Genomic DNA, 18,098 nt, shown 5'->3' on the forward strand with positions numbered 1-18,098 from the left:
GCGCGCGGGCGCCGTCACGGTGTGCTGTCGGTCGGCTGCAACCGGCCGATCTGATCCAGAGCGTTCTGCATTGCCTCGCGGTCGGACCACAACGATCCGGGCAGATCGATCAACGCACGCAGCCGCGATTTCACGATGGCATGCGCGCGTGCAAACGCGGCTGCTTTCTCGGCATCGCTGCCTGCAACTGCGGCCGGATCCGGCTGGCCCCAGTGGCTGCGAATGAAGTCGCCAAACACCACCGGGCAGGCGTCTGCCGCAGCCGAATCGCACACGGTGATCACCAGGTCCATGGGCGCAGCATCCACGAACTCATCCCACGATTTGCTGCGCAGCCCATCGATGGTGATTCCTTCGGCCTGCAGCTGTGCGAGCGCGAATGGGTTGACCTGGCCGGTGGGGTGGCTGCCTGCGCTGAATGCATTGAAACGTTCAGCGCCCCAGGCTCGCAGCGTGGCCTCGGCAAGGACGCTGCGGGCGCTGTTGCCGGTACAGAGGAACAGGACGTTGTGTGTCATGGTGCAGTCGTTGTGATGGCAGGAGGTTGGATCGGGCTTCAGCACTTGCATGCGGGCGCAGTGGGCCCGCACTCCTCGCTCGGCGAACCCGCGCAGCAGTTGTGCGTGAGGTACTCGATCAAGCCGGTCATGGCGGCGAAGTTGGCGCGGTAACAGACATTGCGGCCCTGGCTCTCGTTCTCCACCAGGCCGGCCTGTACCAGCTCCTTCAGGTGGAAGCTGAGTGTGGCCGGTGGCACCTGCAGGGCCGCCGCGATGTCACCGGCCACGCGCCCCGCTGGACCGGCTTCCACCAGCAGGCGGAAGGCCGCCAGGCGGGTGGCGTGGCCCAACGCGGTGAGCGCGACGATTGCATTTGACGTTTCCATATTTCTAGAATAGTCGAATGAATAAGACGATCGCAAGTACCCAGCTGCCGAATCTGAGGGAAGCCTCGCTGCCCCAGCCCGACCCCAGCCTGCTCGCCGCGGGGAATCTGGGACCGCCCCGCATCCTGCTGCTCTACGGTTCGCTGAGGCCGCAGTCGTTCAGCCGCAAGCTGGCCCTGGAAGCCGAGCGGCTCCTGCAGCATCTGGGTTGCGAAACCCGGGTGTTCGATCCGCATGCGCTTCCGATGGTGGACAGCGTGGACAGGAGCCATCCCGAAGTGCAGCGGCTGCGCGCGTGGTCGCAGTGGTCTGAGGGGCAGGTGTGGGTCAGCCCGGAACGGCACGGTACCGTCACCGGCGTGTTCAAGAACCAGATCGACTGGTTGCCGCTGGAGGACGGCAGCGTGCGGCCCACGCAGGGCAGAACGTTGGCCGTGATGCAGGTGAGTGGCGGCTCCCAATCGTTCAACACCGTCAACACCCTGAGGGTGTTGGGGCGCTGGATGCGCATGCTGACCATCCCCAACCAGTCTTCGGTGGCCAAGGCCTGGCAGGAGTTCGATGAGGACGGACGAATGAAGCCCTCGCCATACTACGACCGGGTGGTGGATGTCATGGAGGAACTGGTGAAGTTCACCCTGTTGACGCGGGGCCGGGCGGACTACCTGGTGGATCGCTACAGCGAGCGCAAGGGCGACGCTGCAGCGGCAGTGCTGGCGCAGGCCGCAGGGGCGACGACCGCAGCCGGCACCGGGTGACGGCACTGCGCGACGCCTCCCGGGTGCACCGCCTCAGCTGGCAGCTCCCATCCGGCTGTGCCCCTCAAGGCGTGCCGCCGACAGATACCGGCAGTAGCGGCCGATGAAGATGCCGGTGAAACCACCGGACAGCAGCAGGTAGGCAGCGCTGAAACCTGAGTTCGCGCTCAGCGCGGGCGACACTGCGAGCGCCGTTTCGAAGCCATACTTCACCAGGAACGTGATCAGCAGCAGCGGCAGCAGGCTGTAATCCGCGCTGCGCCACAGCCGTCCCGTCGCACTGTTCATGGCCACACGCGCCCGGCGCAGCAACAGCCAACCCAGGCCCGTTCCTGCGCCGACGCCGACCAGCCACTCGCCCCAGGCCGACCACGATGCGCCGTAGCGGTGGCTGATGGACCACACCCCCCATGCCGCGAACACCGCCGGCACGATCGCCAGCGTAGGCAACGAGGTTTCGCCGGGCTTCATGGCCGCGATGCCCCGGGTGATGAGAAACACCATCAGCACCCAGACCCAGATCGGAGTATGCGAAAGGAGTTGCTGGAACAGGCTCATGACAGGTCCCCTTGGTGAGTGCCGGCGCAGTGGTGCCGGGCTGTGACGCGTACTATTCGCGCCGGAGCCTTCCCGAACCAGTGACAGGTGTCAGCCGCCTGAAGGGACATGACGGGTAGGTGGCGCTGGCATGCAGCAGCATGCTGCTGTCGACCAGCCCCGGAGTTCCCTGAACAGCAACTTCATTCATGTACCGGTCAGTTCAATATTCAGGGCTGATTTCGCCAACAAACGGATAATTCACACCTGTCGACCGCCTCTCCTCTCTCCCCCTCCCGGGAGGCGGTCGACGAAACCAAAATAATTAAAGGTGTGTCCCGATGAACAAGAATTCGCTGCTTGCCCTGGGTCTGCTGGCTGCCCTGCCGTTCGCTGCATCGGCTGCCGATGGCCTGTCGTACAACTACGTTGAAGGCGGCTACGTGAACACCGATGCCAAGGGCGGCGACGCCGATGGCTGGGGCGTGAAGGGCTCGGTGGCCGTCCACCCGAACTTCCACATCTTCGGCGACTACAGCGCGCAGGAAACCGACCGCTTCAAGAATGACGTCGACCAGTGGCGCCTGGGTGTCGGCTACAACTACGGCATCGCACCGAACACCGACCTGGTGGCCCGCGTGGCCTATCAGAAGTACGACGAGAAGCGCGGCCTGGACTTCAATGGCTACTCCACTGAAGTGGGCGTGCGCACCGCGTTCAACCCGTACCTGGAAGGCTACGCGCTGGCCGGCTACGAAGATTTCAGCAAGAAGCACGGCTACAACCCGGACGGCGAGTTCTACGGCCGCGTCGGTGCCACCGCCAAGTTCAACCAGAACTGGGGCCTGAGTGGCGAAGTGAAGCTGGCCAAGGCGGGCGACCGCGAGTGGTTCGTCGGCCCGCGCTTCACCTGGTAAGAAACGCTCTGTCGTTAGTGCGTGTAACTGGCGTGTGACTCTCTCTCTCTCCCGCACGCCATCGAAGCCCGGCCTCGCGCCGGGCTTCACTTTTCTGCGCCCCAAGCGGCTGGCGCGCGACTGAGAACCGCTCCGTCGCAGCGGAAGCCGTTCCGCTATGATCGCCCGCACATCGCTGCACCATGCGCGATGCGCCCGCCTCAAGCCCGCAGGAACTGCCGTGAATTCCCAGCCCGCACCGATCACCGCCCTCAATCACACGCTCGACAACGAGCCGCAGCAGATCACTGCGCCGCTGACCCACTCGGCCGCCTTCCTGGTGCTGAAGGTGAAGGATGATGCGGACTCGATCGCGAAGGTGCGCGACGTGCTGGCCAGCACCGATGACCTGATCAAGAACACGGCCATCCGGGAGATCGAACGGACCTTCACCTGCAATGTGGCGATCGGCCACCGTGTGTGGCAGCCGCTGGTTGGCAGCACGCCGCCGCGCGAGCTGCATCCGTTCCGCGAGATCAAGGGCGCCATCCACACCGCGGTGTCGACCCCGGGCGATCTGCTGTACCACATCCGGGCACGCACGATGGACCTGATCGTGGCGTTCGAGCGCAACCTGCTGATGGCGTTCGGCGATGCGGTGGAGACGGTCGATGAGGTGGCCGGCTTCCGCTATTTCGACGGCCGCGACCTGCTCGATTTCGTTGACGGCACGGCCAATCCGGAAGGGTTGTCGCTGCCGGACGCCACGATCGTCGGCGACGAGGATCCCGCGCATGCCGGCGGCAGCTACGTGGTGGTACAGAAGTACCTGCACAACCTCGACGCATGGCGCGCGCAGAAGACCGAGGTGCAGGAGGCGATCATCGGCCGCACCAAGCACGACAACACCGAGCTGGACGATGCGCCGGCCGACGCGCAGAAGTCGCACAAGACGCTGTGCACCATCGAGGACGCCGACGGCGAGCACGACATCCTGCGCGACAACATGCCCTTCGCCAACCCGGGGCGCGGTGAGTACGGTACGTACTTCATCGGCTACACGCGCCGCCTGTGGGTGATCGAGAAGATGCTCGAGCGCATGTTCATCGGCAACCCTGCGCCGCTGCATGACCGCATCCTGGACTTCTCTACCGCGATGACCGGCGTGACCTTCTTCGCGCCTTCGCGCAAGGTGCTGGCCGACCTGGGCGGGTGATGCCTGCCCGCCATCTGCCTGTCATCCGCGCCGCCGACGATGGAGCGCTGGACGACTGCATGAGGGTACCGCCATGGAATCCATACTTCGCGCCGACCGCCGCCGCTGGTGGCGACCGCTGGCGTCGCTGATCGGCCTTCTGGCGCTGGGCGGCGCCGGGGCCGTCTCGGCCGATGAGGCTCCACCGCACTGGATGGCCTACGCCGCCACGGCAGGCAGTGAGCTGCAGCAGCGCCTGCAGCAGGAGCAGGACCCGAAGGTGCAGCGCGTGCTGGCCTGGCTGCAGGCGCACCCACAGGTGCCCACGCCGCTGCCGGTCAGCCTCTGGATCGCAGCCGATGGCCGCATCGCGAAACTGGAATTCGACAGTCTCGGCGATGCGCAGGCGGACGCGGATCTGCGCGCGACGCTGCAGTCGGCGCCGCTGTCGTCGGCGCCACCGGCCGACATGCGCCAGCCGTTGCGGTTGGGGCTGGTGCTGCAGCCGAAGTGAAGTGCACTGCGCGGCACTACCGCGCCGGCAGCAGCTCGCGCTCCCGCGCCGCCGCACTCCAGGCGCGCAGGCCGAATACTGCCAGCCCCAGGAAGAACACATACAGCGCGGCCGTGACGTGCAGCGACTTGAACAGGTACGCGCCCACGTAAACCACGTCCACCCCGATCCACACCCACCAGCACGCCACATGGCGGCGCGCCTGCCACCACTGGCCGACCAGGCTCAGGGCGGTCAGCATCGCGTCCAGCCATGGCAGCGCCGCATCGGTGAAGGTGTGCATGACCGTGCCCAGCGCCACGCCACCGCACAGGCCGATGATCAGGTCACGCAGCAGTTTTCCGCGTGCCAGCGGCACGATGCGGATGCTGCCCTCATCGGCGGCGTGCTGGCGCCAGTTGATCCAGCCATAGACCAGGAAGCCGGCGAAGGCGACCTGCAGCAGCGTGTCGGAGTACAGCCTGGCCTCGGCGAACACCAGGCCGTACAGCGCCACCGACAGCAGGCCGACCGGCCACGCTGCCAGCCGCCGGCGCGCCATCAGCCATACGCCCAGCACGCTGCACAGCGCGGCGGTCCACTCGAGCACGGCGCCGCTCACAGCGCGAACGTCACCGACAGGCGTGCCTGTCGCGGTGCGCCGGGGAACAGGTAGTAGTCACCGCCGCTGCTGCCGGTGTCGCGCCAGTAGAAGCGGTTGAACACGTTGTCCACCGACAGGTTCCAGGTCACGGCGCGCTCATGCACGCGGTGGCGGAAGCGCAGGCCGGCATCGAACACCGAATAGTCCGGCGCACGCACGCCGCCGTCGGCACGGGCCACATTGGCGGCGGCATAGCGCCAGCCACCGGTGACATCCAGGCCCTGCACGAACGGCAGTGCGTAGGCCAGATGCACACTGGCACGCACCTTCGGCACGTTCACCAGCTGATGGCCTTCCTGGCCCGGCGTGCCGGTATCGCGTGCACGCGCCTGCAGCACGCTGGCGCTGGCGACGATCTGCAGCGCATCGGTCAGCTGGCCGTTGGCGGTCAGCTCCAGGCCGGTATGGGTCTGCGTGCCGCGCTCGACGAAGGTGTAACCGGCATCGCTGTCATCCGGCATGGCGTACTGGTAGGGCTGCGAGATGCGGAACAGCGCGGCGCCCAGGGTGAGCGAGGCAGCTGGCACGTACTTGACGCCGGCTTCCAGCTGCCGTGACTGCACCGCCGGCAGGAAGGCATCGGCGTTGGAGGTCCAGAACGGTGCCTCCTGGCCCAGCGCAATGCCGCGCACATAACTGGCGTACGCATTGAGCTGGTCGGTGGCCTTCCATACCAGCGCGGTCTGCGGCAGGAAGCGCGACAGCCGGCTGTGCCGCTGCGGCGTGCCGCGCTTGTCGTAGGCGCGCTCGTCCAGGCGGACGAAGCGGCCACCAGCCAGCCACTGCCAGTCATCGCCGAACTGCATGCGGTCCAGCGCGAACACGGCGGTCTGGCGGCTGTCCAGACGCCGTGCGGACGGGCCGGGCATCAGCGGCGAGGGCTCGTACACCGGCACCTGCGTGTCGTGGATGTTGCTGCTGCCTACGTACTCGTTGACGCTCGGTCGCCTGTCCACCGTGCGGCGGAACGTGTCGGCGCCGACCGTCAGCTGGTGGCCGACGCTGCCGGTGTCGAAGCGGCCACGCAGCTCGGCGCGCGCCTGCTGGTTGCGGCGCGTATCGTCCGGACTGCGGTAGTCGTAGATGTCGTAGTCGCCGTTGGGGGCGAAGTAGTTGCCGGGCACGCTGCCGTCAGCGCATGCGTCGGCGTAGTAGCAGCCATAGGCGAAGGCGACATTGTCGTCGATCACCGAGCGGCTGTGGCCCACCGACAGCCGCGACTGCCAGCGCTCGTTGAAGTCGTAGGTGTGTACGGCGGTGATGTTGGTGCTGGCGATCTCCACCGGGCGCTGCCACGGCTGATAGCCCAGCAGGTGCTCGCGGTCGACGCCACGAGGCAGCTCCCGTGCGCCCAGCAGCTGGTAACCGGACACCGAGCGCTGCGAACTGGTCTGGTAGTTGGCGTCCACTTCCAGCTTGCCGCGCTCGCCGATCAGCCAGTCCGCTGCAAGCGAATAGAAGTTGCGGCGGCCGTCGGCGTGCTCGACGTAGGACTCGCTGCCCTCCCAGGCGGCATTGAGGCGGATGCCGAAACGCGGCGTGATCCAGTGGCCGACATCGACGGCGGCATAGCGCGAGCCTTCCGAATCGGTGCCAAGGGTAGCCGTGCGCACTTCCGCCGGGCGCTTGCCGATGTAGTTGATGATGCCGCCGGGTGCCATCACCCCCGCGGCGAGGCCGGCCTCACCCTTCAGGATCTCCACCGCCTGCACGTTCTCCAGCGCCAACCGCTGCTCGCCGGCGATGGCCAGGCCGTTGAAGCGGTAGCCGGTGGCGGCATCGAGCGCGAAGCCGCGGATGGCGACGTTCTGGTAGTAGCCCACCGGCGCGTAGGCATCACCGAGCGAGGCGTCATTGCTGGCCAGTTCGGACAACGAGCGCACCTGTCGACGGTCGAGGTAGTCGCGTTCGAGCACGTTCACCGAGGCCGGGGTGTCCTTCCAGGAGCCGGCGCCGAATGCACTGACCCGCGCGCTGTCGGCCGCCGGCCTGCCGGCCTGCACGCGGACCGCTGCCAGCTCGGTGGGCGAACGTTCGCCGCTGTCGGCTGTCACGTCGGGGGAGGCTCCAGCCTCGCTGGCATGCAGCGGCAGCGCGGCACAGAGGGCGAGAGCGAGCAGGGTGGGACGCAGGCAGCGGTTCATTCGATTCGTCTTCGGACAACAGGGGAGACGAAGCGACGGCGCGCAGGTGCACCGGCCCGGAACGGGGGTGTGGCTGCGGCTCAAAGCTCCCTACGCCGGTGCAAACCGGATCAGGTTCCAAGGGACTCTCTCAGCCTGCAGATCCAGGCACCCCCGCTTCAGGCCGCTATTTCACTACAGATGGCAGGGATTTGCGAGCCGATGCCCTTCAGGCGGCGGCATGCAGCGCCTGCAGCAGGGCCTGGCCGGGTGCGCTGGCGAACCACGCGGCATGGCCCAGCATGAAGGGATACCAGGCGACATCGGCGTTCGCCGTCGAGCCGGTGATGCCTTCGAAGTACTCCACTTCGGACAGTGCGAAGTCGAAGTGGACCATCGGCAGCAGGTCCGCCAGCAGGTGCAGGCGGGTGGCCGACAACGGCAGCACTTCGCGGTAGCCGTCGAGCAGCGCCAGCGCGATGTCGATGCGCACCGCCTCATGGCCCCGCTCCAGCTCCAGCCAGGCCACCGCATTGCGCTCGATCGCGGTGGCCAGGTCGAACAGCGCGCTGGTGGGTGAGGTGAGGCCGAAATCCAGCACGGTGCTGACGTCGTCGCCGCGCCACAGCAGGTTGGACACATGCCAGTCGTTGTGCGCCCACAGCGGCGGCTCCGCGGACAGGCGCTCGGCCAGGCCGGCATGCCAGGGCAGGACGTCGCGGCGCAGCTGCGCCTGCCACGGAATGCGTGCCAGGTAGCGCGCCAGTCCCGGGCGGTCGGGAAGACCCGCTTCCAGCGCGCCGATGGGGTCGGCGGCGCGGATCAGCTCGTCGCGTGCCACCAGGACATGCGTGCTGCGCTGCGGGGCGTGGTAGCTGGCGGCGGCCTGATGCAGCTGGGCCAGCATGCGTCCGGCAGAACGCGCCCGTGCGGTGTCCGTCAGCAGCGTCCAGGAGGCGGCGTCGCGGTACAGATCGTCACCCACCCCCGGTGAATGCAGTTCATAGGTCCACGGCCCATGCTCGATGGCGCTGTCGCCTCCGGCGGTGGGCAGAACCTTCACCACCGGCACGCCGGCAGCGTCCAGATGGGCGATGAAGCGGTGTTCCTCCTGCAGGCAGGCGGCACTGCGCACGCTGCGGTGGTGGCGCTTGATGAACACCCGACCGCGGGTACCCTCGGCCAGCGCGGCGGCCGACAACGGCCGGGGGCTGTGCCAACGCAGGGCGCTGTCCGCGTCCAGCACCGGATAACGGCGGGTCAGCCAGGCAACCTCGGCTGCATCGATCGCGGGCCAGTCGGCAGCGACCTCATCGTTGTTGAGGCCCTGCACGCGGTGGGCGGTGGAGGTCATGCGGGGGCCGGGGGCAAAGGAGTCATCCAGGGCTGCGCATTCAACGCCATGGACGGTCCGGACGCAAACGGGCGGGTCATCGACCCGCCCGTTGCCGGTGATGCCGGGCAGTGCCGGCGAGGGTTACCAGCCGCGGTGGCGACCGCGGTCGTGGTAGTAGCGGCGGTCGCTGTCGCGCCAGCGGCGGTCATGACCGCGGTCCCGATAGCCATAGCCTCGGTCGTAGCCGCGCTGGTAGCCGCGGTCGTAGCGGCGGTCATAACGACGGTCGTGGCGGTCCGGGGTGGTCAGGTTGCCGATCGCGCCGCCGGCCACGGCACCGCCGACGGTGGCGGCCGGATCGCCATTGGAGATCAGGTGGCCGGCGACGCCGCCCACCACCGCACCGACGACGGTGCGCTTGTCCTTCCTCGACATGGCGCTGGCGTCGCTGACCACGGCGACACCGGCCAGCAGGGCCAGGGCCATCGCCACGCCACGGAAGCTGAGAGCGGAAGTACTGAGCATGTTCGGTTCTCCTGTAGGGGCATGCCACGGTGGGCAGGGAGGGCGCGGGCGCCCTGGCTGCCGTAGTGACCACGCTGGCGCCCGGAGATTGCCGGAACATTGCGTGGGCCACTGGGCGGCGTGCGTATTCATCTAGCGTCAGACGGCATGAAGCCTGCCTGAAAGTTCAATGGCCGGATGGACAGGATTCAGATTTTGCCGTCACGCAGATAGTCGAACAGCTCCGCATCGCCTTTCAGGCCCAGCTTCAGCATCGCATCGCCCTTCTGCCGGCTGATGGTGCTGACGCTCTTGTGCAGCTGCACCGAGATCTCCTTCACCGTCATGCCGGTGCCGAGCAACCGCAGCACTTCCAGTTCGCGCGGCGACAGCGGTTTGCCGTCGCCCTCGCGCATGCGCCAGCTGCCGGCGGCCTCGACCCGCTCGCGCAGGCTGCGGCTGATATAGAGCTGGCCGCGGTTCACCGCCTGGATCGCCTGCGGCAGCTCGTCCATCGACGAACTCTTGTCGACCAGGCCGAGCACGCCGCTGTCGAGCACCATGCGCAGGATCGCCAGGTTGCTGGAAACGCTGAGCATCAGCACCTTGAGGTCGGGATGGCGGCGCCGGATCATGCCGATCATGGCGAAGCCATCGGCCTGGGGACTGCCGGGCATCGAATAGTCGGTGACCAGCAGGTCGCATGGCTGGCTGGTCAGCAGCGCCATCAGCGCCTGGGCGCTGTCGGCTTCACCGACGACCTGGCCAACGCCGCTGGACTCGATGACGGCGCGGGTTCCGATACGGACCACGGGGTGGTCGTCTGCGATGATGATGCGCAAGCTCATGCTCTAGTATGACCACCGGGCACGCCGGACCGCGACCATCGCGGCTCCTGGCAGGATTCTAGGAGATCAACGCCGATGCGTAGCTGGGCTGTTCGCGGGCGGGTCCTGCTGCTGGCCATGTTGGGTCCTGCCGTCGCTTGGGCGCAACTCGCGCCCGGCCCATTGCCGTTGAGTCCCCTGCAACGCGAATACCTGACCGCGCACCCTCGCATCGTCGTCGGGCAGTATGACAGCGGTTGGCCCCCTTTCGAGTCGATCCACGAAGGCCAGCAGGTCGGCCTGGGACCGGACTACTTGTCGCTTTTGGCTCGTCGTTTGGGCGTGAAAGTCGAGGCACGCCGCTATCCGGACTGGACATCCGTGCTGGACGCGGCATGCCGGGGCGAGATCGATGTGGTCATGAACATCGGCCTGAGTGCCGACCGAACCCGTTGCATGGTCTACACCTCGGCCTATGTCGAAGCGCCGCTGGCGGTGGTCGGACGACCTGGAGACCTGCGTGCTTCGGAGATGCCGGATCTTGACGGACTGCGCGTCGTGATCGAGCAGGATTTCCTGACCGCACCGCAGGTGCGTGCACGATTTCCACGCGCTCGACAACTTGTCGCAAATGGCACTTTGGCGGCGTTGCAGATGGTCAGAGACGACAAGGCCGACGTCTATATCGGTAATGCCTATGTCGCCACCGAGCTGATCGCGGCCCATCAGCTGAAGGGAGTGGTGCTGCTGCGGCCCAGCGATCTGCCGCCGGAGCGGGCGCACTTCGGCGTCCCCAACAGCAAGCAACCGCTGGCCGAGGCACTGGATCTTGCGCTGGCTGCCACCAGCCAGGCGCAGCGGGACGCGCTGGCCCAGCGCTGGCTGCGGCCTCCGGAATGGTCCGCGTCGGCGCAGCTGGCCCTGAGCCAGGCCGAAAAGCGCGTGCTGCAGCAGCCGTTGAAGATCACCTTCGCGCCCAATGCCGCGCCGCTTTCGTTCACCGACGACGACGGCCAGCCCAGCGGCCTGACCAGCGAGTACCTGCGGCGGCTGATCCAGGTCGGCGCCAACCTGGAGGTGGAAACCAGCCACGACTGGTTCGAGGTGCGCGAGAAGGCGCTGCAGGGTGAGGTGCAGGCGGTGATGGGCATTCCCACCGATTCGCGCTACCTGGGGCCGGACTGGGTGTTCAGCCAGCCCTTCATCAGCGTGCCGAGCGTGATCGTCGGCACGCGCGACAGCCCGGCGATCCTGGGGCTGGCCGATCTGCAGGGCAAGCGCGTGCTGCTGTCCGACCCGGAACGCCTGCGCGGCTACGTGCTGCAGCAGGCGCCACGGGCAAAGATCATTCCCGCGCGCAGTGGCGAGCAGGCGTTGCAGCGATTGGCCAATGGCGAGGCCGATGCCTACGTGGGCAACCTGGTCCTGGTCGATCACCTGTTGCGCAACCGCTTCCCGGGCCGTCTGCAGATCCTTGCGCCGGCCGGATTCGGCGACCAGCTGGCGCTGGCTGTCGACCGTCGCCATGCCGCCCTGGCGACCACCTTCGACCGCCTGCTGCTGCAGATGTCACCGCGGGAGCATGAGGCGCTGCGGGGCGACTGGCTGGCCGTGGAATATCGCAGTGGCATGGACTGGGACGCCGTGCTGCATTGGGGGCTTCCGCTGCTGCTGGTGCTGCTGACCGGGGCGGTGGTGCATGGCGTCGGTCACTGGCGGCTGCGCCGGGAGGTGGCCGGTCGCCGCCATCTGGAGCAGCGCCTGGCCGAGGTCACCGACAATCTGCCTGCGGTGGTCTACCAGGCACGTCGCGACGCGGACGGCAGCCTGGCCTTCCCCTTCATCGCCGGCGACCTGCAGGCACTGTTCGGCATTCCGCGGCAGCGTGCCGAGCAGGATGCGCAGGCGCTGCTGGCGCGGATCGAGGACACCGACCGCCAGGCCGTGCTGCAGGCCATCGACCAGGCGGCCCGCCAGTTCGCGCCGCTGGCCTTCGAGTTCCGCCTGCTGCCGGGTGATGACGGCACGCCCGCGCGCTGGGTACGCAGCCAGGCTCACCCTTACGCCACCGAGGCCGGCGCCGTCACCTGGAGCGGCTACTGGGTGGACGTGACCCAGGCACGCGTACAGGCCGATGCGCTGGCGGCGGCCAAGATCGAGGCGGAACAGGCGGCCGAGGCCAAATCACGCTTCCTGGCCACGATGAGTCATGAGATCCGCACGCCGATGAGCGGTGTACTGGGCATGCTGGAAGTGCTGGCGCACTCGCCGCTGGATGCAGAACAGCAGCGCATCCTTGCCGTGATCGAGGATTCTGCACAGATGCTGCGGCAGATCCTCGATGACATCCTCGACTACTCGCGCATCGAAGCCGGCGCGCTGCGCCTGGAACCGGTGCCATTGTCACTGCGGACGCTGCTGGAAGGCGTGTGCCGGCTGATGTCGGCGCAGGCCAGCGCGCGTGGCCTGACCCTGCACGTGCAGATCGATCCGCAGCTGGCTGCGGCGCATGAAGTGGATGGCGTGCGCCTGCGGCAGATCGTCTTCAACCTGCTCAGCAATGCCATCAAGTTCACCGCGCAGGGCGATGTGTGGCTGCGGCTGGAGGTGCTCGGGCCGACCACCGCCGATGGCAGTCAGCCGTTGTGCCTGAGCGTCATCGATACCGGCATGGGCATCGCGCCGGAACAGCTGCAGCACCTCTTCGCGCCGTTCACCCAGGCCGGTGCATACATCCAGCGCGACCACGGCGGAACCGGCCTGGGCCTGAGCATCTGCCAGCGGCTGGTGCAGATGATGGACGGCACGTTGACCCTGCAGAGCACGCTCGGCGAGGGCACCCGCGCGGAGGTCCGTCTGTCGCTGGTGGAAGCCGGCATCGAGGACGTCGCCGTGCTGGCGAGCGAGCACGAGCAGGCGGCGCTGCTGCCGACCGCGCTGCGCCAGAGCCGCGTGCTGGTGATCGAGGATCATCCGACCAACCAGGCGATGATGGCCTGGCGGCTGCAGCAGCTGGGCCTTCCGCACGTGCTGGTGAGTGATGGCCAGCAGGCGCTGGACCGGTTGGCGTCGGAACGCTTCGACCTGGTGATCACCGATTGCCGCATGCCGGTTCTCGATGGCTTTGCGTTCACCCGCCTGCTGCGCGAGCGCGAAGGCCGCCAGGGCCAGGCGCGCATGCCGGTACTGGCATTGACGGCCAGCGTGCTGGACGACGACGCGCGACGTTGCCGCGAGGCCGGCATGGATGAGGTGCTGGCCAAGCCGTTGTCGCTGGCTACGCTGCGCGCGGCGTTGATGCGATGGCTGCCGCAGGCGTCCGTGGCACCGGAGGCGACCGCCGAGTCGTCCGCAGCGGTGGAGGGCGACGCATCGCTGGACCTGGCGGGCCTGCAGCGGCGCTTCGGTTCGCTTGCGGTCGCCGTGCTGCGGGCCGCCACCCTGCTGCTGGCCAGCGATGTGTATATCGCGGCGGTGCCGGGTGCGGGGCAGGCGGGCGACCGCGAGGCCGCCGCCCTGCACCTGCATCGCCAGGCCGGGGGGCTCGGGGCGGTGGGTGCGCATGCGCTGGCAACGCAGGCCAATGCCCTGGTCGAACGCCTGGAAGACGCCGGAGAAGTGGACAGCGCGCCGTTGTTCGCCGAAGTCCAGGCGTTCCTGTCACGCCTGCAGCAGCAGCTGCAGGGGCTGTCTCACTGAGCAGACTGCTGCTGCAGGTAAGCGATCACCAGCGCACGTCGTTCGGCGCTGGGAAACGCGTTGTACATGCGCGTGCCGGGCACCTGCTGCGTTGGTGACTGCAGGAAGGCATCCAGGGTCTGCGCGGTCCAGACGATATCGGCCCGGCGCATGCCCTGCGAATAGCCATAGTCGGGCAGGCTGCCAGCGCGGCGTCCGATCACACCGTGCAGGTTGGGGCCGAACCGGTGGATGCCACCGGCCTGCACCGTGTGGCAGCCCGCACACAGTTCGAACGCGCGCTGCATCGCCTGTTGTCGCGCCTGCTCAGGTGTGGCCGGTGGCGTGGCCGTGCGCTGGCAGCCGCTGCACGCCAGCAGCAGGACGAGGGCAGGGAGCAGACGGAAGGCACGCATGGGCGGAGAGGATAGCCGTGGCCGCCGCGGGCCGGGCTGCGACACGCGGTCGCAGCCCCCTGCGGTCACATGCCCGAGTAGTTCGGGCCGCCGCCGCCCTGCGGGGTCACCCAGACGATGTTCTGGGTGGGATCCTTGATGTCGCAGGTCTTGCAGTGCACGCAGTTCTGCGCGTTGATCTGCAGGCGTGCGTTGTCGGCTTCGCCAACGAACTCGTACACGCCGGCCGGGCAGTAGCGCGCTTCCGGGCCGGCGTACTCGGCCAGGTTCACCTTCACCGGAATGCTCGGATCTTTAAGGGTCAGGTGGCTGGGCTGGTTCTCGTCGTGGTTGGTGCTGCTCAGGAACACCGAACTGAGACGGTCGAAGGTCAGCACCCCGTCCGGCTTCGGGTAGCTGATGCGGGTGTGCTGGGCCGCCGGCTCCAGGCAGGCGTGGTCCGGCTGCGTACGGTGCAGCGTCCACGGCGGGTTGCGCACGCCCAGCTTCGGCAGCAGCCACTGCTCCACGCCGGTCATCAGCGTGGCCACGGTCTGGCCCTTCTTGAACCACTGCTTGAAGTTCTTGGCCTGCTGCAGTTCGGTGAACAGCCAGCTGGCTTCGAAGGCCTGCGGATAGGCGCTCAGTTCATCGTGCTGGCGATCGGCGGCCAGCGCGTCGAACGCGGCGTCGGCGCACAGCATGCCGGTCTTGATCGCGGCGTGGCTGCCCTTGATGCGGCTGGCGTTGAGATAACCGGCCTCGCAACCGACCAGCGCGCCACCGGGGAACACCGTCTTCGGCAGCGACAGCAGGCCGCCGGCGGTGATCGCACGCGCGCCGTAGCCGATGCGGGTACCGCCTTCCAGGTGCTTGCGGATCTGCGGATGGGTCTTGAATCGCTGGAATTCCTCGAACGGGCTCAGCCAGGGGTTCTTGTAGTCCAGGCCGACCACGTAGCCGATGGCGACCTTGCCGCCGTCGGCGTGGTAGAGGAACGCGCCGCCGTAGGTGTCGCTGTCCAGCGGCCAGCCGGCGGCGTGCACCACCAGGCCCGGCTCATGCCTGGCCGGGTCGATCTGCCACAGTTCCTTGATGCCGATGCCGTAGGCCTGCGGGTCCTTGCCTTCGTCCAGCTTGTAGCGGGCGATCAGCTGGCGGCCGAGGTGGCCGCGCGCGCCTTCGGCGAAGACCGTGTACTTCGCATGCAGCGCCATGCCGCGCTCGAAGGCCGGGCCGATGCTGCCGTCCTTCTCGATGCCCATGTCGCCGGTGGCCACGCCGATCACTTCGCCGTTGTCGCCGTACAGCACTTCGGCGGCGGCGAAGCCGGGGAAGATCGCCACTTCCAGCGCCTCGGCCTGCTGCGCCAGCCAGCGGGTCACTTCGCCCAGGCTGATGATGTAGTTGCCTTCGTTGTGGAAGCACTCCGGCAGCAGCGCATTGGGCGTGCTGCGCGACCCGGTTTCACTGAGGAACAGGAATTCGTCGCGGGTGACCTTCTGCTTCAGGGGTGCGCCGCGCTCGGCCCAGTCCGGGAACAGTTCGGTCAGGGCGCGCGGGTCCATCACCGCGCCGGACAGAACATGTGCACCGGGCTCGGAGCCCTTCTCCAGCACGCACACCGACAGTTCGCGGCCGGCTTCGATCGCACGCTGGCGCAGGCGGATCGCGGTGGCCAGCCCGGCTGGGCCGGCACCGACGATCACCACGTCGAACTCCATTACTTCACGCGGGGGCAGGGCGTTGGCTTCAGCGCTCATCGATTGCATGACTCGTGGGTAGTGCCGGTAGCAGGGCCACCGGCGGTTGCCTGGAAATCGCGCGTGCAGCCACGGCGAAACGGTTGTTTGAATGTGTCAGGGTACCGGGACGGGCGTGATCGAGCTAGATCGCCGATGTTCACGTCGTGATTGCTGCAGTGCAGCGTACGCCCGCAGCCGGATGGGAGCCGACCTTGGTCGGCACGCGCTTCCCGGATGACCGACAATGGCCCGGTCCCGACTGCGTGTGAGTGCCATGGCCCTGGATCCGTACGACCTGTTCGATGTCCGTTCCCTGCTCAGCGAGGAAGAGCGCGCAGTACAGGACAGCGTGGCGCGTTTCACCGACGAGCGCGTGCTGCCGATCATCGGCGATGCCTTCGACCAGGCGCGCTTCCCGGCCGAACTGGTACCGGAGATCGCATCGCTGGGCCTGCTGGGCGCGACACTGCCGGCCGAATACGGTGGCGGTGGCCTCGGCGCGGTCAGCTATGGCCTGATCTGCCAGGAGCTGGAGCGCGGCGATTCGGGCCTGCGCAGCTTCGTCTCGGTGCAAAGCTCGCTGTGCATGTACCCGATCTACGCCTATGGCAGCGAGGAACAGCGCCAGCAGTGGCTGCCGGCGATGGCGCGCGGCGAGCTGATCGGCTGCTTCGGCCTGACCGAGGCGCATGGGGGTTCCGACCCGGCCAGCATGAAGACCCGCGCCGTGCGCGACGGCAGTGACTGGCGCATCAGCGGCAGCAAGATGTGGATCACCAGCGGCCCGGTGGCCGATCTGGCCATCGTCTGGGCACAGACCGAGGACGGCATCCAGGGCTTCGTGCTGGAGAAGGGCATGGCCGGCTTCACCACGCAGGAGATCAAGCACAAGATGAGCCTGCGCGCCTCGTTGACCGGCGCGCTGTTCTTCGACGATGTGCGCGTGCCCGACAGCCACCGCCTGCCCAACGTGAAAGGCCTGAAGGGGCCGCTCGGGTGCCTGACCCAGGCGCGTTACGGGATCAGCTGGGGCCCGATCGGCGCGGCCATCGCCTGCCTGGATGAAGCGCTGGGCTACGCCAAGGAGCGCGTGCTGTTCGGCCGCCCGCTGGCCGCCACCCAGAGCGCGCAGATCAAGCTGGCGGAAATGGCCCGCCGCATCACCACCGCCCAGCTGCTGGCCCTGCAACTGGGCCGGCTGAAGGAAGCCGGCCAGCTGCAGCCGCAGCAGGTCAGCCTGGCCAAGTGGAACAACTGCCGCATGGCCATCGACATCGCCCGCGAGTGTCGCGATCTGCTCGGTGGGGCTGGCATCACCACCGAACACGTGGCGATCCGGCACGCGCTGAACCTCGAATCGGTGATCACCTATGAAGGCACCGAGACCGTGCACCAGCTGGTGATCGGCCGCGAGCTGACCGGCATCAACGCGTTCTGACAGCGGGTTCCGGTGGGTGCCAACCTTGGTCGGCACATTTCTTCGGCGCGCATCCGGGCATCGGTGCGGACCAAGGTCCGCACCCACCATAAGCAGGTCACACGTACGTGTAGAGCCGAGCCCATGCTCGGCTGCTTCCTCTCACGCGCCGCCGGCAAACCCGTGCTGCCGCCAGGCTTCATACATCACCACGGCAACGGTGTTGGAAAGATTGAGGCTGCGGTTGTCCGGCCGCATCGGCAGGCGCAGGCGGCGGCCATCCGGCAGTGCATCGAGCACGTCCTGCGGCAGGCCGCGGCTTTCCGGGCCGAACAGGAAGGCGTCGCCCTCTTCAAAGGCCACGCTGTCGTAGCGCACGCTGGCGCGGGTACTGAGTGCGAACAACCGATTCGGTGCGATCCGCGCCAGCGCGGTGTCCAGATCCGGATGCACCTGCAGGCGCGAGTACTCGTGGTAGTCCAGGCCGGCGCGCTTGAGCTGCTTGTCTTCCAGTGCGAAGCCGAGTGGCTCGACCAGGTGCAGCTGCGCGCCGGTGTTGGCGCAGAGCCGGATCACATTGCCCGTGTTGGGCGGGATTTCCGGTTGGAACAGGATCACGTGGAACTGGGGTGCGGCATTCATCG

General features: G+C 67.6%; 17 protein-coding genes and 1 riboswitch. Of the genes, 6 read left to right on the forward strand and 11 right to left on the reverse strand.

Annotation, left to right across the window (positions count from 1 at the left end; genetic code table 11):
* Positions 1 to 14: 14 nt before the first annotated feature.
* Both ACVOME_RS05765 and ACVOME_RS05770 read right to left on the reverse strand, forming a co-directional pair.
* Positions 15 to 518 (reverse strand): arsenate reductase ArsC, encoded by a 504-nt coding sequence (locus ACVOME_RS05765; protein ID WP_164152961.1) that lies wholly within the window; start codon positions 516 to 518, stop codon positions 15 to 17.
* Between the two features lie 38 nt (positions 519 to 556).
* Positions 557 to 886 carry an ArsR/SmtB family transcription factor gene (locus tag ACVOME_RS05770; RefSeq protein WP_053518034.1) on the reverse strand — a complete coding sequence of 110 codons (330 nt, stop codon included), beginning with the start codon at positions 884 to 886 and terminating at the stop codon, positions 557 to 559.
* Between the two features lie 17 nt (positions 887 to 903).
* On the opposite strand from ACVOME_RS05770, the gene arsH reads away from it, so the two are divergent.
* Positions 904 to 1,644, forward strand: coding sequence for an arsenical resistance protein ArsH (gene arsH / locus ACVOME_RS05775; RefSeq protein ID WP_065182062.1), 741 nt, complete (start codon positions 904 to 906; stop codon positions 1,642 to 1,644).
* Between the two features lie 33 nt (positions 1,645 to 1,677).
* On the opposite strand, the gene ACVOME_RS05780 is transcribed toward arsH, so the two are convergent.
* Positions 1,678 to 2,202, reverse strand: a complete 525-nt coding sequence (locus tag ACVOME_RS05780) for a DUF6622 family protein (RefSeq protein WP_180876382.1) — start codon at positions 2,200 to 2,202, stop codon at positions 1,678 to 1,680.
* A 320-nt stretch (positions 2,203 to 2,522) separates the two neighbouring features.
* Here ACVOME_RS05780 and ACVOME_RS05785 point away from each other — a divergent pair, with 320 nt between their 5' ends.
* The 3 genes from ACVOME_RS05785 (at position 2,523) to ACVOME_RS05795 (ending at position 4,786) form a co-directional block, all read left to right on the forward strand.
* The gene (locus ACVOME_RS05785) at positions 2,523 to 3,098 is read left to right on the forward strand and encodes an OmpO family porin (protein WP_065174160.1); all 576 of its coding nucleotides are present in this window, start codon (positions 2,523 to 2,525) and stop codon (positions 3,096 to 3,098) included.
* 220 nt (positions 3,099 to 3,318) lie between these two features.
* Positions 3,319 to 4,293 (forward strand): Dyp-type peroxidase, encoded by a 975-nt coding sequence (locus tag ACVOME_RS05790; protein WP_460256175.1) that lies wholly within the window; start codon positions 3,319 to 3,321, stop codon positions 4,291 to 4,293.
* A 73-nt stretch (positions 4,294 to 4,366) separates the two neighbouring features.
* Complete coding sequence (locus ACVOME_RS05795) at positions 4,367 to 4,786, forward strand: hypothetical protein (RefSeq protein ID WP_346475825.1); 420 nt, start codon at positions 4,367 to 4,369, stop codon at positions 4,784 to 4,786.
* Between the two features lie 16 nt (positions 4,787 to 4,802).
* Here the strand turns inward: ACVOME_RS05795 and pnuC are convergent, their stop codons facing one another.
* The 5 genes from pnuC to ACVOME_RS05820 all read right to left on the reverse strand — a co-directional run bounded on the left by pnuC (position 4,803) and on the right by ACVOME_RS05820 (position 10,240).
* Positions 4,803 to 5,375, reverse strand: coding sequence for a nicotinamide riboside transporter PnuC (gene pnuC / locus ACVOME_RS05800; RefSeq protein ID WP_053518445.1), 573 nt, complete (start codon positions 5,373 to 5,375; stop codon positions 4,803 to 4,805).
* An 8-nt stretch (positions 5,376 to 5,383) separates the two neighbouring features.
* On the reverse strand, positions 5,384 to 7,573 hold the full coding sequence (locus tag ACVOME_RS05805; protein WP_262100937.1) for a TonB-dependent receptor: 2,190 nt from the start codon (positions 7,571 to 7,573) through the stop codon (positions 5,384 to 5,386).
* A gap of 70 nt (positions 7,574 to 7,643) precedes the next feature.
* Positions 7,644 to 7,738: riboswitch (TPP riboswitch) on the reverse strand.
* Between the two features lie 43 nt (positions 7,739 to 7,781).
* Entirely contained in the window at positions 7,782 to 8,906 is a 1,125-nt protein-coding gene (locus ACVOME_RS05810) for a phosphotransferase enzyme family protein (RefSeq protein ID WP_481504824.1), read from the reverse strand.
* Positions 8,907 to 9,029: 123 nt separating this feature from the next.
* Entirely contained in the window at positions 9,030 to 9,413 is a 384-nt protein-coding gene (locus ACVOME_RS05815; protein ID WP_074902303.1) for a glycine zipper 2TM domain-containing protein, read from the reverse strand.
* A 188-nt stretch (positions 9,414 to 9,601) separates the two neighbouring features.
* Complete coding sequence (locus ACVOME_RS05820; RefSeq protein WP_053518414.1) at positions 9,602 to 10,240, reverse strand: response regulator; 639 nt, start codon at positions 10,238 to 10,240, stop codon at positions 9,602 to 9,604.
* A 75-nt stretch (positions 10,241 to 10,315) separates the two neighbouring features.
* On the opposite strand from ACVOME_RS05820, the gene ACVOME_RS05825 reads away from it, so the two are divergent.
* On the forward strand, positions 10,316 to 13,918 hold the full coding sequence (locus ACVOME_RS05825) for an ATP-binding protein (protein ID WP_481504825.1): 3,603 nt from the start codon (positions 10,316 to 10,318) through the stop codon (positions 13,916 to 13,918).
* On the opposite strand, the gene ACVOME_RS05830 is transcribed toward ACVOME_RS05825, so the two are convergent.
* Both ACVOME_RS05830 and ACVOME_RS05835 read right to left on the reverse strand, forming a co-directional pair.
* The gene (locus ACVOME_RS05830) at positions 13,912 to 14,313 is read right to left on the reverse strand and encodes a c-type cytochrome (protein ID WP_053518416.1); all 402 of its coding nucleotides are present in this window, start codon (positions 14,311 to 14,313) and stop codon (positions 13,912 to 13,914) included. The genes ACVOME_RS05825 and ACVOME_RS05830 overlap by 7 nt on opposite strands.
* A 65-nt stretch (positions 14,314 to 14,378) precedes the next feature.
* The gene (locus tag ACVOME_RS05835) at positions 14,379 to 16,055 is read right to left on the reverse strand and encodes an electron transfer flavoprotein-ubiquinone oxidoreductase (protein WP_128989300.1); all 1,677 of its coding nucleotides are present in this window, start codon (positions 16,053 to 16,055) and stop codon (positions 14,379 to 14,381) included.
* A 256-nt stretch (positions 16,056 to 16,311) separates the two neighbouring features.
* On the opposite strand from ACVOME_RS05835, the gene ACVOME_RS05840 reads away from it, so the two are divergent.
* Complete coding sequence (locus ACVOME_RS05840; protein ID WP_322523090.1) at positions 16,312 to 17,475, forward strand: acyl-CoA dehydrogenase family protein; 1,164 nt, start codon at positions 16,312 to 16,314, stop codon at positions 17,473 to 17,475.
* Positions 17,476 to 17,616: 141 nt separating this feature from the next.
* Here the strand turns inward: ACVOME_RS05840 and ACVOME_RS05845 are convergent, their stop codons facing one another.
* Entirely contained in the window at positions 17,617 to 18,096 is a 480-nt protein-coding gene (locus tag ACVOME_RS05845; protein WP_061479351.1) for a tRNA (cytidine(34)-2'-O)-methyltransferase, read from the reverse strand.
* Between the last annotated feature and the right edge of the window lie 2 nt (positions 18,097 to 18,098).

It is taken from the genome of Stenotrophomonas sp. STEN008 (assembly GCF_056760435.1).